Here is a 15,706-nt window from a genome sequence, read left to right as displayed (position 1 = left end):
ACTTTCAACTTGTATGCTATGGTGGTGTATGATAGTTTAGTCTAACGCTTCGCGTATACTCCTGTTAATAATGGCCGCAATTTCTTCCAGCTGTTGTACTGTAGTAATTAACGGCGGCGCTACGCGCAAGCATTCAGGAGCAAACAAAAACCAGTCAGTGATCAGCCCGTTGGCAATACATTTTTGTATTACCCGGTGGTTTACTTCAAAGCTGCTAAATTGTATGGCCGCCCATAAACCGGCAGTACGTACCTGCACAATGGCCGGATGGTTTAATTGCTGCAACACTTTTTCTTTTTCCGGAATCGCTGCTATATCTCCTTCACTTAATAATACTTCCAATGCTGCTTTACCGGCAGCACAGCTTACAGGATGGCCCCCAAAAGTGGTAATATGCCCCAGTACCGGGTTTACAGTAAACTGATCCATCAGGCTTTTATCGGCAATAAAAGCGCCCAGGGGCATGCCGCCACCCAGTGCTTTACCTAATAGAAATATATCCGGCACCACCTGGTATTGTTCAAAAGCCCACAGCGAGCCTGTGCGACCGAATCCAGCCTGTATTTCATCCAGTATCAGCAATGTTCCTGTTTGAGAGCATTTGGCGCGTAAGGCCTGTATCCAGCTGGCTGCAGGACGGTTAATGCCACTTTCGGCCTGTACGGTTTCTGCTATTACGCAGGCGGTGTTATGGTCTATAGCATCAATCGCTTCCTGGCTGTTATAATTATAGTGGTATACATCGGGCAACAATGGCCGGAAAGCATTGCGCCAATACTCACTGCCCATTACACTTAATGCGCCCTGTGTGCTGCCATGATAGCTGTTGTTAAAAGAGATAATGCGGCTGCGGCCGGTTACCCGTTTGGCCAGTTTCATAGCCCCTTCAGTAGCTTCGGCCCCACTGTTGGTAAAATAAACACTGTTTAAAGAAGCCGGCAACAGATCGGCCAGCATTTTAGCATAGGTAACCTGGGGCGTTTGAATAAACTCGCCATACACAATCAGGTGCATATACGCTGCTGCCTGCTGTTGTACCGCTTCTATTACCTTTGGATGACTATGCCCGATATTGCATACGCTAAAGCCTGAAATTAAGTCGGCATAGGCCTTTCCTTCTGTATCGTATTGATAAATGCCCGCAGCCTTTACCATTTCCAGCCCTATGGGGGCCGGCGAAGTTTGCGCCACATGCTGCTGAAACAATTGCCTGTTATTCATAATCGGCAAAGATCGGTTATCTGCCGTCAACGCGGGCCAACTAAACTACTTTAGGCTTACATTTACATCGTATATCTGGTAAACAACCAATCAATCATTACTTACTATTTCAAACGTAACTATGGCTACCATTTTACCCGTTCTGGGCAAACACCCTCAATTTGGAGAAAACTGCTTTATAGCCCCTAACGCCACTATCGTTGGCGATGTAATTGCCGGCAGCGATTGCAGCTTTTGGTTTAACGCTGTTGTCAGAGGCGATGTTAATTTCATTAAAATGGGCAACAAAGTGAATGTGCAGGATGGCGCAGTGATTCACTGTACCTACGAAAAAAATCCCACCCTTATTGGCAACAATGTTTCCATTGGCCACAATGCCCTGGTGCATGGCTGCACTTTGCACGATGATGTGCTGATAGGCATGGGTGCTATTGTAATGGACCGTTGCGTAGTAAACAGCAATTCTATTATAGCCGCTGGTGCCGTGGTACTGGAGGGAACAATTGTAGAATCAGGGAGTATTTACGCAGGTGTTCCTGCAAAAAAAGTGAAAGACATCTCAAAAGAGATGATTCATGGCGAAATTGACCGTATTGCTAATAATTATGTAAAATATTCTTCATGGTTTTCGGATTTTAATGCAGCGAAATAATAAATCAATTGTCTATTTAAGTAGGATAGTTCGTGTAACAACCGAAACTAACTGCTTTAAATCCTAATTATACCATTATGGTAAAACTGATGACGCGGACTATCCTTTTTTCTAGCATGTTATTTGCCCTAACCTTTCAATCGTGTCGAGTAGGTAAAGGGTGTCCTAGTGATGGTAGAAATGTAGGAGCAGAAAGAATTATCGCCGAAAACCCCAAAGACAAAAAAGTATTGAAAAAAGCCGCGAAGGCTAAATATAAAATGAATAAACTTTGAGAAGGAAAGGGGGTTACTATGAAAACCAGATATCACAGCACCAGCACACCAACCAGCAGTTTTTCTATTGTTGAAGATGCAGCAACGCTGCATGAATTTTATTCTATTACCCGCCAGCTGGGTAACGACAAAAAAGTTCGTTTTACCAGCAAAACAGATGAAGCGGATAATATTGAATGGCACTTTACATATCGTAGACGCCATCTCACCTTACAGTATAATATCTATAATGGTATTACCCTGTTTACCCATTCGCAAAAAGATCACACTACGGCCGAACAGCTGGTAAGTAGTTTACTACCCAACAAGGCCGTTTAGTAACTTTTAGCGTCTATCGATTCCAGTATGTTATAATAACTGAAGAAACGGCTTTCGGCAATTTCCCCGCTTTCAACAGCGGCCTTTACTGCACAACCCGGTTCGTTAATATGCTGGCAATTGTTAAACTGGCAATTATTGAGTAACGCTCGCATTTCGGGGAAATAATGCGACAGCTCCTGCCGGCTGATATCTACCAGACCAAACTCTCTTATACCCGGCGTATCTATTATCTTTCCGTTAAATGGCAAATCAAACATTTCGGCATAAGTAGTGGTATGCAAACCTTTGCCACTCCAACCACTCACCTCCTGCGTTTTCAATTCCATATCCGGAAACAGGTGATTGATGAAGGTTGATTTACCTACACCGCTATGTCCGCTTACCAGGGTGGTTTTATCCTGTAGCAATGTTTTCAGCTCTTCTATGCCTTCTCCCTGTTTCAAGCTTATTTTTAGCACCGTATACCCTATAGCTGTGTACATGTTCCACAACTCATCGTACAGTTCCTGTTCTTTTTTACGAAACAGATCGCTTTTATTAAATACCAGTATAGCAGGTACATGATACGCTTCGGCCGAAACCAGGAAACGATCTAAAAAGCCCTGTGACGTTTTAGGATCTTTCAACGTAGCAAACAATAAGGTCTGGTCAATATTGGATGCTACAATATGGTGCTTGTTTTTGTTGTGTGGCGAGGTGCGGGCAATATAATTGCGGCGGTCGTGAATATCTGTAATGGTAGCCACATTATCCGCTTCGTCTTCCGGGTTCAGGTTCACCTCGTCGCCCACCGCAATAGGGTTGGTAGAAGTAAGTCCTTCTACCTTAAACGAGCCTTTCACCCGGGCGTTATACAACTGTCCATCTTCTCCCCTGGCTATATACCAGCTACCTGTTGACTTGTAAATTAACGCCCGCATGGTTGTAATTAATATAAGCTGCGAAGTTATTGGTTTTGAAACAAAAAGGGCTACACCTGCCGGTATAGCCCTTTTGAAGTATTTTTTAGGGAAATTTTCGAAGTATGGCGTACCGTATGACCAGCTCTATCACCAGCACCAGCAATCCAGCTATTAAGATGCCCCGGTAGTTATCTGTGAATTTGTTGAAAGTGATTACTTCCACTTTCGATTTTTCCATCAGGTTAATACTACCATATACCTTGTTTAACCCGCTTTTATCATTGGCGTGAAAATACTGACCGCCTGTGTAATCAGCCAGCTCTTTTAATAAGCTTTCGTTGTATTGAAGCTTGGTAACTTCCGCTACCCCATTTACCATTTGGCTAACCGTACTGTCCGATCCTACACCAATGGTATATACTTTTATTTTGTACAACTTGGCCATTTCTTTGGCTATATCCGGAGGAATGACCCCGCCAAAGTCTATACCATCTGTTAATAACACTACAATTTTAGACTTGGATTGTGCAGCACGTAAACGGTCTACACTGGTAGCCAGCCCCGATCCGATGGCAGTACCTTCATCCTGCAAATAACCACTCTGAATATTCTGAATCTGGTTTAATACGGTATTATGATCCAGTGTTAGCGGGCAAAGGGTAAAGCTTTGGTTACTGAAGATGGTAATACCAATACGGTCACCAGGTCTGTTGTTCACAAAGTTCACCGCCACTTCTTTGGCCGCTTCCAGCCTGTTAGGCAAAAGATCGCGGGCCGTCATACTACCACTGATATCAAAACAAAGCACAATGTCAATACCCTCCCCTTCCAGTTTCTGGGCCGAGTATTTCTTTTGCGGACGGGCCAGGGCTATCATAATCAGCAACAACGACAGGCAACGTAAACCAAATGGCAGGTGGCGCAAATTGGTACGCAAACTTTTCATGTTGCTTTTGTTCAAAAACTGGGTGGTGGTTATTATCATAGATGCCTGCACCCGGTTATTGGTACGCAGGTAGTCCCATATGATAATAGGTATTATCAGCAATGCTATCAATGCCAACGGATAGGCAAATTCAATATCATTAATCCACTTTGTCAGCATCTTTCTTTTTCTTCTTGGATTTGGTTTTTGTTCTGGACCTCGACAGTTTGTTAATGCGTTGTAATATCTGTGCTGCCACCTCAATAAACTCCAGCTGATCGTCAGCCGCAGCTGATGGCAGATACTTGGCAAATTTCACAGAATCACACATTACCAGCATCACTCTAAACTCCTCTACTGCTTCTTCGTCGGTAATGTATTTTCTTACCAGTACCATAATTTCTTCAGAAGTACACTGCATGGTTTGTTCCAGGAACATTTCCGACAGGTATATTCTGCAGATATCATCTACCTGCGTATAGAACTCTTTGATTTGATCGTAAGGGATTGGCACCGCTTTCTTCAGCGCAGTAAACTGTTGTGTTGCCCTGTATAGCGGCGAACGTCCACGTTTACGCAGCCTGCTCAGGTGGGCCATTTTACGGGCCCGTTTCCTTACACGGATAAACCACCACAGAATGTAGCCCGATACCAGCGACATAATCGCCAGCACCCCTATCAGCCACACGTTGTTGAGAATTTTTATTTCAACAATGCCTTTTACCGGATGGTATTCTTTCATGGCAGAAACATCTACCGTAAGTACATCCAGGTTTAACCAGGGGGCTTTTAATTCAGTAGACTTGCTTTCGCCCTGGCGAAAAACGTTCACCGCCAGCAAAGGCAGCTTCCACGAGCCGGAATCGAAAGAAGTGATCACCAGTTTTTGGATATAGGTAATGTATCCCCCAACCAGAACAGTGTCAATTTTCCCACGCCTTACCACTTCAATGTGGTTACCGGTATCGGGAATATTGAACCATGACTGTAGGGTAAACAAACGGGGGTTAAAATCCTCCAGTTTCACCTGCAGGGTAACCTGACCACCTATCAGTATTTTGTCTTTATCCAGCTCTGCCGACACGCGCTGTGCCCGCACAACAGAAAAGCAGGATAACAAACAAACCAATAAGAAATAAACCAAAAACTTTTTTGTCATGCTCTTCTGATAAAGAATTCCTGCAATGCTTTTACGTAATCTTCCCCTGTTGCAATTTGTAACAGGTCACATCCTGCATCCCGGAATGAGAGTTTAGCTTCCTGCTTAATACGCAGAAACTGTTCGTTATAACGGGTACGTGTTACCAGGTCGTTGGTATCTAACCAAACAGTTTGTCCTGTTTCGGCATCACGCACCTGTAAAATACCCATACGCGGCAACTGCTTGTCGCGTCTGTCGTACACCTGAATGCCTATAATGTCGTGCCTGCGTGCTGCTACACGTAATACATCGCGATAACCGGTATCGGCAAAATCGCTCAGTATAAAAATAATGCTCTTGTGTTTAGACACGTGGTTTACAAAGTCCAGGGCTTTTAACAGCCTTGTACTTGCCGACCTGGGTTTAAATGTCAACAATTCTTTTACAATATGCAGTACATGGTCGCGGCCTTTTTTAGGCTGCATGTACTTTTCTACCTTGTCGCTAAACGAAATAAGACTGGCTTTATCGTTGTTGGCTATGGCAGAAAAGGCCAGCACCGCACTTATTTGTGTGATAAGATCACGCTTGGTTTCGCGGAAAGTACCGAATAAGCTACTTGCACTCACATCTACCAGCAGGTAAACCGTTAACTCCCTTTCTTCTTCAAACAACTTGGTAAATGTCTGGCCCATACGTGCCGACACGTTCCAGTCAATGAACCTGGGGTCATCGCCTGCCTGGTACTCACGCACTTCCTTAAACTTCATACCCCTGCCCTTGAAGGCAGTAAGGTACTCCCCGGCAAACATGTGATCGGTTAAACGCTTGCTTTTAATTTCAAGCGTGCGTACTTTTTTAATTACTTCTGCTGATGTCATAGACACTATGGTACTTGTACTACTCTAATAATTTCATCCACAAGCTGATCAGATTTAATGTTTTCCGCCTCTGCTTCGTAGGTAATACCTACCCTGTGGCGCATTACATCTTTCGCAATTGCTTTTACATCATCTGGTATTACAAAACCTCTTTTATTCATGAAAGCCTGTGACTTTGCAGCCAGGGCCAATGAAATGCTACAACGTGGCGAGCCACCGAAGCTGATAAAGCGTTTTAACTTGTTCAGGCCATACTGATCCGGGAAACGGGTGGCAAAAACAAGATCCACAATATACTGCTCGATCTTTTCGTCCATATACACCTGGCGGGCCAGATCGCGGCCTTTTACCAGTTCTTCCATGCGTACAACCGGGGTAATTTTAGGTCCTTTCAAACCTAATACCTGAGAACGAACAATCATTTGCTCTTCTTTCTTATCAGGATAACCTACCACAATTTTCAGCATGAAACGATCCACCTGGGCTTCCGGCAAGGCGTAAGTACCTTCCTGCTCCTGCGGGTTTTGAGTAGCCAGTACCAGAAACGGATCGTCCAGCGGATAAGTATGTTCACCAATGGTAACCTGGCGTTCCTGCATCGCTTCCAGCAAGGCACTCTGCACCTTTGCAGGGGCACGGTTAATTTCATCCGCCAGTACAAAGTTGGCAAACACGGGGCCTTTACGCACCACAAACTCACCTCTTTGCTGGTTATAAATCATAGTACCTACCACGTCGGCAGGTAATAAGTCCGGCGTAAACTGAATACGGCTAAAGTGCGCGTGCACCGCCTGAGACAGTGATTTAATGGTAAGGGTTTTAGCCAAACCAGGTACGCCTTCCAGCAGTACGTGGCCGTTACTTAATAAACCAATCAACAAGCGATCTACCATGTATTGCTGCCCTACCACCACTTTGCTCATTTCTGCACGCAATACATCAATAAATCCGGCAGCATATTGTATCTGCTCGTTTAACCTGCGAATATCTTCTCCTGTATGCATTCCTTTTTTATTGTGCTGTGAATGTACGATGTAAACAGTGTGTTTTACCAGGCCAGAAACCACTGTTTTACTATTGTAAATAGAATCAGCAGGTTTTCAAACCGCGTAATTACGAAAAATATAGGTGATTAGCACCATATACCCCTAAGACAAGGGGAAAACAATCGGCCTAAAACGATAACTATTTCAACATGCATCAATTATGTATCTTCGCGCCTATGGCAAATTTCGCACACGACCATGTTGTTCCTTATCAGGATAGTGAGCTGGAAAAAAAACAGCAGGTAGCCAATATGTTTGACAGCATAGCTGGCAGGTATGACTTTATGAACCGCTTTTTAAGCGCGGGCATAGACGTAAAATGGCGAAAAAAGGCAATTAATCTGTTAAAGCCCCTGCAACCCCAGAACGTATTGGATGTGGCTACCGGCACAGGTGATGTGGCTATTATGACTGCCCGCATGCTGCAGCCTAAAAAAATAACCGGAATAGACATTTCTGAGGGAATGCTTGAAATTGGCCGCGAGAAGATAGTTAAACAAGGATTAAGTGCTATTATTGACTTACAGAAAGGAGACAGTGAAACAATAAATTTTCCGGATAATTCGTTTGATGCCATTACAGTGGCTTTTGGTGTGCGTAACTTTCAGAACCTGGAAAAAGGGTTGAAAGAAATGTTACGCGTGTTAAAGCCCGGTGGAAAACTGGTTGTGCTGGAATTTTCAAGACCGAAAGAACCCGTTTTTAAAACCCTGTATAACATATATATGAACCTGATAGCTCCCGGGGTAGGTAAAATGCTGGCAAAAAACAAAGAAGCCTACCAATATCTGAACGACTCTGTTCAGGCATTTCCCGAACGCGAACAGTTAGTTAGTATTATGCAAGGTTTAGGATATAGAGATACGAGCTATAAAACACTCACGTTAGGGATATGTTGCATTTATTGCGGAAGCAAATAGCCTGCTCAGCAGGAATTTTACTGGTTTTACTAACTGCCTCAGCAGCGCACGCCCAATTTTGGATTAGGGAAGGCCTGAACAGGCCCGATCATGACAATTACCTGTATTATTTTGGTATAAGCCTGGCTTATAACACCTCTTACCTGCACACCTCTAAAAACGAACATTTTTTAGAGAATGACAGCGTACTGGTAGCCAACCCCGGTGCCAAAGGAGGTATTTCGCTGGGTTTGTTAGCCACCTTGCAATTAACGCCCCGCTGGTCATTACGATCTAACCCGCAGTTAATTATCGGCGGCTCTAAATACTTTACGTATACGCTTAAAAACCCGGCACGCGGTGAGTCTGTTACAGAAACCCGCTCTATGCCCTCTACCATTGTAAGCTTACCCCTTCATTTTAAATTTAACTCCGACCGCATTTATAATTTCCGCACCTATTTATTGGGCGGGATTAAATATGATATTGACCTGGCCAGCAACAGCGCAGCCCGCAATGCCGAAAACCTGGTAAAACTACGCAAATACGATTTTGGCGTAGAAGCAGGTATCGGGTTTAATTTCTATCTCAAGTTTGTAACCGTGTCGCCTGAAATTAAATTCAGCAGCGGCCTTACCAATATACACGCACGTGACCCCAGCCTGAAGTACTCCAGCGTATTTGACAAATTACAGTCACGCATGATATTTATTACATTGAACCTCGAAGACTAGTATCTCTACCCGTTTTTACTTTTGCATATTGGAAGCAGTGGGTTTACTTTTGCCCCATGAACTACCTTATCAGAAATACAAGCATAGTCAATGAGGGTACCATTACACAGGGAGATGTGTGGGTAAAGAACGGCCGTATTGAAAAAGTAGGCGGCACCATAGCGGTAACAGAAGCCGTTACTGAAATTGACGGAACTGGCTTACACCTTTTACCAGGCGCTATAGACGATCAGGTTCATTTTCGCGAACCCGGCCTTACACATAAAGCCACTATATATACCGAAGCCAAAGCAGCAGTAGCCGGCGGCGTTACCAGTTTTATGGAAATGCCCAATACCAAGCCGCCCGTATTTAGCCAGGAACTGCTGGAACAGAAATATGATATAGGCGCCCGCACTTCGCTGGCCAACTACTCTTTTTTCATGGGCACTGCCAATGACAATATTGAAGAGGTACTTAAAACCAATGAGAAGAAAGACCGTGTATGCGGTGTAAAAATATTCATGGGCAGCAGCACCGGCAACCTGCTGGTAGATAACCCGCTGATGCTGGAAAAAGTATTTGGCAACTCAGAACTGCTGATAGCTACCCATTGCGAAGATGAAGCTATAATCAAACGCAACCTGGAAGCACGTAAAAACGAAAAGCCGTTACTGGATGCCAGCGACCATCCTATCATCCGCAACGAAGAAGCGTGTTTTGAATCTTCTTTCCGGGCCATACAGTTTGCCAAAAAGCACAACAGCCGCCTGCATATTTTACATATCACCACCCAAAAAGAATTACAGCTGTTTACCAACATGGTGCCGCTGGCCGATAAACGTATTACCGCCGAGGTGTGTGTGCATCACCTGCATTTTACCAGCGATGATTATGCTGCACAGGGCAACCGCATTAAGTGTAACCCCGCTATCAAAGCCCCTTTTAACCGGGAAGCACTGTGGCAGGGTTTACTGGACGACAGGCTGGATGTAATTGCTACCGACCATGCTCCACATACACTGGAAGAAAAGAATGAAGCTTATGAGCATGCTCACGCCGGCCTGCCACTGGTGCAGCATTCTTTATTAACCATGCTGTATTATGTGCAACAGGGAAAAATTACCATTGAAAAAGTAGTGGAGAAGATGAGCCATGCGGTAGCTACCTGCTTTCAGATTGCAGAAAGAGGGTTTATACGGGAAGGTTATTATGCCGATCTGGTACTGGTAAACCTGAACCAACCCTACACAGTAAGTTCTTCCAACATCTTGTATAAATGTGGCTGGAGCCCCTTTGAAGGCTTTACCTATCCCGCCACCGTTACACATACTTTTGTAAATGGGCACCTGGTTTATGGAAATGGTAGCTTCGATGAATCTAATAATGGAATGAGGCTTAGATTTAACAGGGAATAACCATTTAACAACTATTGCATGCAGGCAGACAAAACAACCCTTTCCGACCTTTCTATCTTTCATGCGGAGGAAGAGCAGTCCGTTTTTCATCATATCGATTTTGCCCGCACCATTGGTGGGCGGGACATGTTGCGGCATTTGTTAGGCAGCCCACTGTCGAACCTGGCAGAAATAAGGGGCACCCAACAAGTGCTGCAATTAATTATTAGTGTGCATGCCCAATGGCCGGAACAAATATCCAACGGTACCGTAATGGTGGTTGGCCGTTTTTATGAAACAGCTGTTTCCGACATTCCTTCCAACCCCAATGCCTTTTCGGCACTGATGTATAAATTAATGAACGGGGCCGATTACTCAGCCATCCGTTATTCCGTAACACACTGTATTGATTTTGTTCAAGGGTTACAAAGCACCGCCAGGCTGTTATATCAGCCTGATGCCCCGCCCATATTAGAACAGCATATCACCCGCATTGCCCGTTTACTGGAGCATCCCGTAATACGCGCTATGCTGCAGGAAATTCCTAAACAGCCATTAGCCCCGCATAAGGTGCTGGAATATGGCCGTTTTTTACGACTGCACTATAAGCAACAGTTATACGAGCTGCTGGACATATATTACCTGATGGATGCCTGGTATGGTATGGCCACCGCCTGCAAAACACACCAGTTGCAGTTTCCCGAATTTGTAGAGCAGGAGCAGCCTTTATTAAAAGCCAGTGAACTCTACCATCCTTTGCTACAAACACCGGTGGCTTATTCTGTAGGACTCACCCCCGAAAAAAACTTCCTGTTTTTAACAGGGGCTAATATGGGAGGTAAAAGCACCTTTATTAAAGCGGTAGGTGTAGCGGTGTATCTGGCCCATGCGGGCATGGGCGTGCCTGCGCAAAGCATGCAGCTGACTATGTTTCATGGCTTGCTGAGCAATATTCAAATGGCCGACAACATCATTAAAGGCGAAAGCTATTTTTATAACGAGGTACAACGTATTCGCAAAACCATTGAAAAAATTAACGATGGTAAAAAATGGCTGATACTGATTGATGAACTTTTCAAAGGCACCAACGTACAGGACGCCATGAAGTGCAGCACTGCCGTTATTGAAGGCCTTCGTAAAATGAAGAATGCCTTGTTCATCCTGTCTACCCACCTGTACGAAATTGGCGAAAGCTTACAGCAATATCCCAACATCCAGTTCCGGTATTTTGAAACCAGCATACACAACGAACAGCTGGTGTTTAGTTATCAGTTAAAAGAAGGTGTGAGCAACGACCGGCTGGGCTACCTGATACTGAAAAAGGAAGGTATAGTGGAAATGCTGGAACGGTTATAACTTAGTTGTAATGTGATTTGGATTAGTGACTAAACGCTTATTTTTAGTCATTAATCCACTCTCTATGTTAGTAAAAACCTATGGAAGCGCCGTGTATGGCGTGGACGCAATTACTATTACTATTGAGGTAAATGTAAGTGCAGGTTTAAAATACTTTATCGTAGGCTTGCCAGATAACGCTGTAAAAGAAAGCCTTCAACGCATTGAAAGCGCCATAAAAAACAATGGCCTGTATATGCCACGCACCAAACTGGTGGTGAACATGGCCCCTGCCGACATTAAAAAAAGTGGTAGCGCCTTTGACCTTCCCATAGCCATGGGCATACTAGGTGCCACCGATCAGCTTACACATCCCCTCCGTTTACAGGAATACATTATTATGGGCGAACTAAGCCTTGATGGAAAGGTACAGCCCATGAAAGGTGTGTTATCTATTGCTTTACAGGCTAAGCGCGAAGGCTTTACCGGGTTGATAGTACCAGCCGCCAATGCCAGTGAAGCAGCCATAGTGGAAGGCCTGGATATATATGGTGTTGACAACCTGCAGCAGGTGGTTGCTTTTTTTAAAGGCGAAACCAATCTGCAACCGGTAATGGGCAATGCAGCCGCTGGCTTTCAGCAACAAGCCAGTGTAAACGACATGGATTTCAGCGAAGTAAAAGGACAGGAAAACATTAAGCGCGCTTTGGAAATAGCCGCCGCCGGAGGACACAACGTTTTATTAATAGGCCCTCCCGGCGCGGGTAAAACCATGCTGGCCAAACGCCTTCCCGGCATACTGCCCCCTTTTAGTTTGGATGAAGCTTTAGAAACCACCAAAATACATAGTGTGGCCGGCAAGCTGCCGTTGCATACTGCCTTAATACAACAACGCCCTTTTCGCTCACCACATCATACCATTAGTGATGTGGCTTTGGTAGGCGGAGGTGCCAACCCACAGCCCGGCGAAATATCCCTGGCGCATAATGGTGTGTTATTTTTAGATGAACTTCCGGAGTTTAAACGATCGGTGCTGGAGGTGATGCGGCAACCTATGGAAGAAAGAAAAGTGACTATTTCCCGCGCACGTACCGCATTGGATTTTCCCGCGGGTTTTATGTTGGTAGCCAGTATGAATCCCTGCCCCTGCGGCTTTTATAATCACCCCGAAAAAGAATGTAGTTGTGCGCCAGGTAAAGTGCAGCAATACCTGAATAAGATATCAGGACCTTTGCTGGACCGTATTGACCTGCATGTAGAAGTTACTCCCGTTGCCTTTGCACAACTCAACAGCAACGAACACACGGCCACAGAAAGCTCGGCTATGATACGGCAGCGAGTGATACAGGCACGCACTGTACAAGCCGAACGCTACAAGGCATGGCCCGGCTTATACGCGAATGCACAAGTGAACACCAAACTTTTAAAAGCCCATTGCATGCCCGATAACAATGGCAGCGCTTTATTAAAAATAGCTATGAGCCGTTTAAATTTAAGCGCCCGCGCCTACGACAGGATATTAAAAGTAAGCCGCACTATTGCCGACCTTGCGGGCAGCACAGAAGTGCAAACAGCGCACATTGCCGAAGCCATACAATACCGCAGTCTTGACAGAGAAGCGTGGGGGAATTAAAGAACTATGTAACTTGCGTTATGCGAACACTTTTATTGTACCTAAAACCGTATAAATGGCTGGTTACGTTAGCGCTGTTTTTAGCATTCATTAACCAGAGTTTTTCTTTAATGGACCCAATGATTTTTGGAAAGATCATTGACCGTTTTGCCAAACACCCCCATTTTTTTGATGACAAGAATCAACATCCCCGCGAGTTACCTGAATTTATTAGTGGCGTAATATTACTGCTGCTGGCCAGTATGGGCGTAGCTATGGTTTCTCGTATAGCCAAAGCCTTCCAGGATTATTTTGTAAACGTGATTATTCAAAAGTTCGGCGCCAAAATATTTACAGATGGCTTACGACACTCACTGAAATTGCCTTACCAGGACTTTGAAGATCAACGTAGCGGCGAAACCCTCAGCATTCTTACCAAAGTACGAACGGATACCGAAAAATTCATCACCAGCTTTATCAACGTATTTTTCGGCATCATAGTAGGCGTGGGCTTTGTTACTGTATATGCTTTTACCATTCACTGGTCTATACCAGCCGCCTACTTTTTAGGTGTGCTTTTATTATCATGGCTTACCAGCTTGTTAAGCCGTAAAATAAAGGTGATACAAAAAAACATTTTACAGGAAACCACTTCCCTGGCGGGAAGTACCACAGAAAGCCTGCGCAATATTGAACTGGTAAAAAGTCTGGGGTTGAGTGAGCAGGAAATAAACCGGTTAAATAACACTACCTATAAAATACTGGGGCTGGAAATAAAGAAAGTAAAAAGCATTCGTACCCTCAGCTTTATCCAGGGCACATTTGTAAACACACTCAGGCAGGTAATTCTGTTCCTGTTGTTGTTTCTCATTTTTAGAGACAAGCTTTCGGTGGGCCAGTTGTTTACCATGCAACTGTACTCCTTCTTCATCTTCGGACCATTACAGGAAATAGGAAACATCATACTCTCCTATCGCGAAGCAGAAGCATCCCTGAATAACTTTCACAACCTGATGCAAAAAGCGGTTGAGCCTAAACCAGTAGTTCCTGCTCCTGTAGGTAATATAGAAACACTGGCTTTTCACAATGTTTCCTTTAAACACCAGACTGCTCAGTATAAAGCACTGGACGATATCAGCTTTGAAGCTGCCAAAGGAGAAACCATTGCCTTTGTAGGCCCTTCGGGCAGTGGTAAAAGCACATTGGTAAAATTGCTGGTGGGCTTGTATACTCCACAAAATGGCGAAATGCTGTATAACAACATTAACTCGCACGATATTTATTTCGATGCCTTACGCGAACAAATTGGTTTTGTGACACAAGACACCCAACTGTTTGCCGGCACCATACGCGAAAACCTGTTGTTTGTAAAACCTTCCGCTACCGATGAGCAACTTATGGATGTGTTGGGCAAAGCCAGCTGTCTTCCATTACTGCAACGTGCCGAAAAAGGACTGGAAACGGTGCTGGGCGAAGGTGGTTTAAAACTAAGCGGGGGTGAAAAACAACGTTTAAGCATTGCACGCAGCTTACTGCGTCATCCACGCCTGCTTATTTTTGACGAAGCCACCTCGGCATTGGATTCTATTACGGAAGAAGAAATTACCACCACCATAAAAGAGATTTCTGAAAAGAAAGAACAGATTACCGTGCTGATAGCACACCGGTTAAGCACTATTATGCATGCCGACCGTATTTATGTGCTGGAAAAAGGGCAGGTGGCAGAAACAGGCACACACCAAAGCCTGCTGGCCGAAAAAGGATTATACTATGCGATGTGGCGCCAGCAAATTGGAGAAAGAAAATAATATTTCATTAATATTAAAAACCAAAATGCCGTATGTATGAAATCTTAGGCGTGGGATCACGCGTTATACACCCCTCTTTCGGAACCGGGGTGGTAATACATGTTCACAAAAGAATGTACGACATCTGTTTTATAGAACAAGGTATTAAACAGGTGAAGAAAGAAGATGATCTGGAAGTAATTGAAAAAATTGAATCGGAATACAACGTCAGCTTTAGCGAAGCAGAAGACGCCCTTATTAAAATTTTACGCACCTGGAGCGATGTGTCTGAAATAGTTCCTTTAGGTGAAAAATGGAAGAACGGCGTAATGATACTGCGCCCGGGCGACGACTCTTTAAAAGATAAAGAAGTACCTATTGATGTGTTCTTTCACAAAATAGTAATGCTGCGCGACCGCCTGCGCGTTATGGAACAACGCATTAACGCCCATACGGTTTTAACAGACGAAGACAAGATAAACCTGCAACAATATATTACCCGTGTGTATGGATCGCTTACCACGTTCAATGTATTGTTCAAACATAAAACTGACAACTTCGAAGGCGAAAAAGGAAAGGGGGATTAACCCCCTTTTTTT

The 15,706-nt window shown here is 44.4% G+C and carries 15 protein-coding genes; 9 read left to right on the top strand and 6 right to left on the bottom strand.

What is annotated here, in order from left to right:
• Nucleotides 1-36: 36 nt before the first annotated feature.
• A complete protein-coding gene (locus FLA_RS30780) occupies nt 37-1,221 on the bottom strand; it encodes an aspartate aminotransferase family protein (protein ID WP_076379635.1) in 1,185 nt (394 codons plus the stop codon).
• Between the two features lie 121 nt (nt 1,222-1,342).
• On the opposite strand from FLA_RS30780, the gene FLA_RS30775 reads away from it, so the two are divergent.
• Both FLA_RS30775 and FLA_RS30765 read left to right on the top strand, forming a co-directional pair.
• Complete coding sequence (locus FLA_RS30775; RefSeq protein ID WP_076379636.1) at nt 1,343-1,873, top strand: gamma carbonic anhydrase family protein; 531 nt, start codon at nt 1,343-1,345, stop codon at nt 1,871-1,873.
• 293 nt (nt 1,874-2,166) lie between these two features.
• Complete coding sequence (locus FLA_RS30765) at nt 2,167-2,466, top strand: DUF3630 family protein (protein ID WP_076379638.1); 300 nt, start codon at nt 2,167-2,169, stop codon at nt 2,464-2,466.
• On the opposite strand, the gene rsgA is transcribed toward FLA_RS30765, so the two are convergent.
• The 5 genes from rsgA to FLA_RS30740 all read right to left on the bottom strand — a co-directional run bounded on the left by rsgA (nt 2,463) and on the right by FLA_RS30740 (nt 7,322).
• Nucleotides 2,463-3,389, bottom strand: coding sequence for a ribosome small subunit-dependent GTPase A (gene rsgA / locus FLA_RS30760; RefSeq protein WP_076379639.1), 927 nt, complete (start codon nt 3,387-3,389; stop codon nt 2,463-2,465). The genes FLA_RS30765 and rsgA overlap by 4 nt on opposite strands.
• 85 nt (nt 3,390-3,474) lie before the next feature.
• On the bottom strand, nt 3,475-4,476 hold the full coding sequence (locus FLA_RS30755) for a vWA domain-containing protein (RefSeq protein ID WP_076379640.1): 1,002 nt from the start codon (nt 4,474-4,476) through the stop codon (nt 3,475-3,477).
• Nucleotides 4,457-5,455 carry a hypothetical protein gene (locus FLA_RS30750; protein WP_076379641.1) on the bottom strand — a complete coding sequence of 333 codons (999 nt, stop codon included), beginning with the start codon at nt 5,453-5,455 and terminating at the stop codon, nt 4,457-4,459. Before FLA_RS30750 ends, FLA_RS30755 begins: the two co-directional genes overlap by 20 nt.
• A complete protein-coding gene (locus FLA_RS30745) occupies nt 5,452-6,318 on the bottom strand; it encodes a DUF58 domain-containing protein (protein WP_076379642.1) in 867 nt (288 codons plus the stop codon). The genes FLA_RS30750 and FLA_RS30745 overlap by 4 nt, the downstream gene beginning before the upstream one ends.
• Before the next feature lie 5 nt (nt 6,319-6,323).
• Nucleotides 6,324-7,322, bottom strand: coding sequence for an AAA family ATPase (locus FLA_RS30740; protein WP_076379833.1), 999 nt, complete (start codon nt 7,320-7,322; stop codon nt 6,324-6,326).
• 218 nt (nt 7,323-7,540) lie between these two features.
• Between FLA_RS30740 and ubiE the strand changes: the two genes are divergently transcribed.
• The 7 genes from ubiE (at nt 7,541) to FLA_RS30705 (ending at nt 15,694) form a co-directional block, all read left to right on the top strand.
• Nucleotides 7,541-8,284 carry a bifunctional demethylmenaquinone methyltransferase/2-methoxy-6-polyprenyl-1,4-benzoquinol methylase UbiE gene (gene ubiE, locus FLA_RS30735; RefSeq protein WP_076379834.1) on the top strand — a complete coding sequence of 248 codons (744 nt, stop codon included), beginning with the start codon at nt 7,541-7,543 and terminating at the stop codon, nt 8,282-8,284.
• On the top strand, nt 8,257-8,997 hold the full coding sequence (porT, locus tag FLA_RS30730) for a type IX secretion/gliding motility protein PorT/SprT (RefSeq protein ID WP_076379643.1): 741 nt from the start codon (nt 8,257-8,259) through the stop codon (nt 8,995-8,997). The genes ubiE and porT overlap by 28 nt, the downstream gene beginning before the upstream one ends.
• Nucleotides 8,998-9,053: 56 nt before the next feature.
• Entirely contained in the window at nt 9,054-10,394 is a 1,341-nt protein-coding gene (locus FLA_RS30725; RefSeq protein ID WP_076379644.1) for a dihydroorotase, read from the top strand.
• An 18-nt stretch (nt 10,395-10,412) separates the two neighbouring features.
• Complete coding sequence (locus FLA_RS30720) at nt 10,413-11,729, top strand: MutS-related protein (protein WP_076379645.1); 1,317 nt, start codon at nt 10,413-10,415, stop codon at nt 11,727-11,729.
• Between the two features lie 64 nt (nt 11,730-11,793).
• On the top strand, nt 11,794-13,341 hold the full coding sequence (locus tag FLA_RS30715; RefSeq protein WP_076379646.1) for a YifB family Mg chelatase-like AAA ATPase: 1,548 nt from the start codon (nt 11,794-11,796) through the stop codon (nt 13,339-13,341).
• A 20-nt stretch (nt 13,342-13,361) separates the two neighbouring features.
• The gene (locus FLA_RS30710; protein WP_076379647.1) at nt 13,362-15,128 is read left to right on the top strand and encodes an ABC transporter ATP-binding protein; all 1,767 of its coding nucleotides are present in this window, start codon (nt 13,362-13,364) and stop codon (nt 15,126-15,128) included.
• A 32-nt stretch (nt 15,129-15,160) separates the two neighbouring features.
• A complete protein-coding gene (locus FLA_RS30705; protein WP_076379648.1) occupies nt 15,161-15,694 on the top strand; it encodes a hypothetical protein in 534 nt (177 codons plus the stop codon).
• The last annotated feature ends 12 nt before the right edge of the window (nt 15,695-15,706 follow it).

Source organism: Filimonas lacunae (genome assembly GCF_002355595.1).
Classification (GTDB): Bacteria; Bacteroidota; Bacteroidia; order Chitinophagales; family Chitinophagaceae; genus Filimonas; species Filimonas lacunae.
The sequence above is the reverse complement of the archived record's forward strand: the minus strand, read 5'-3'. Positions and strand labels throughout refer to the sequence as shown.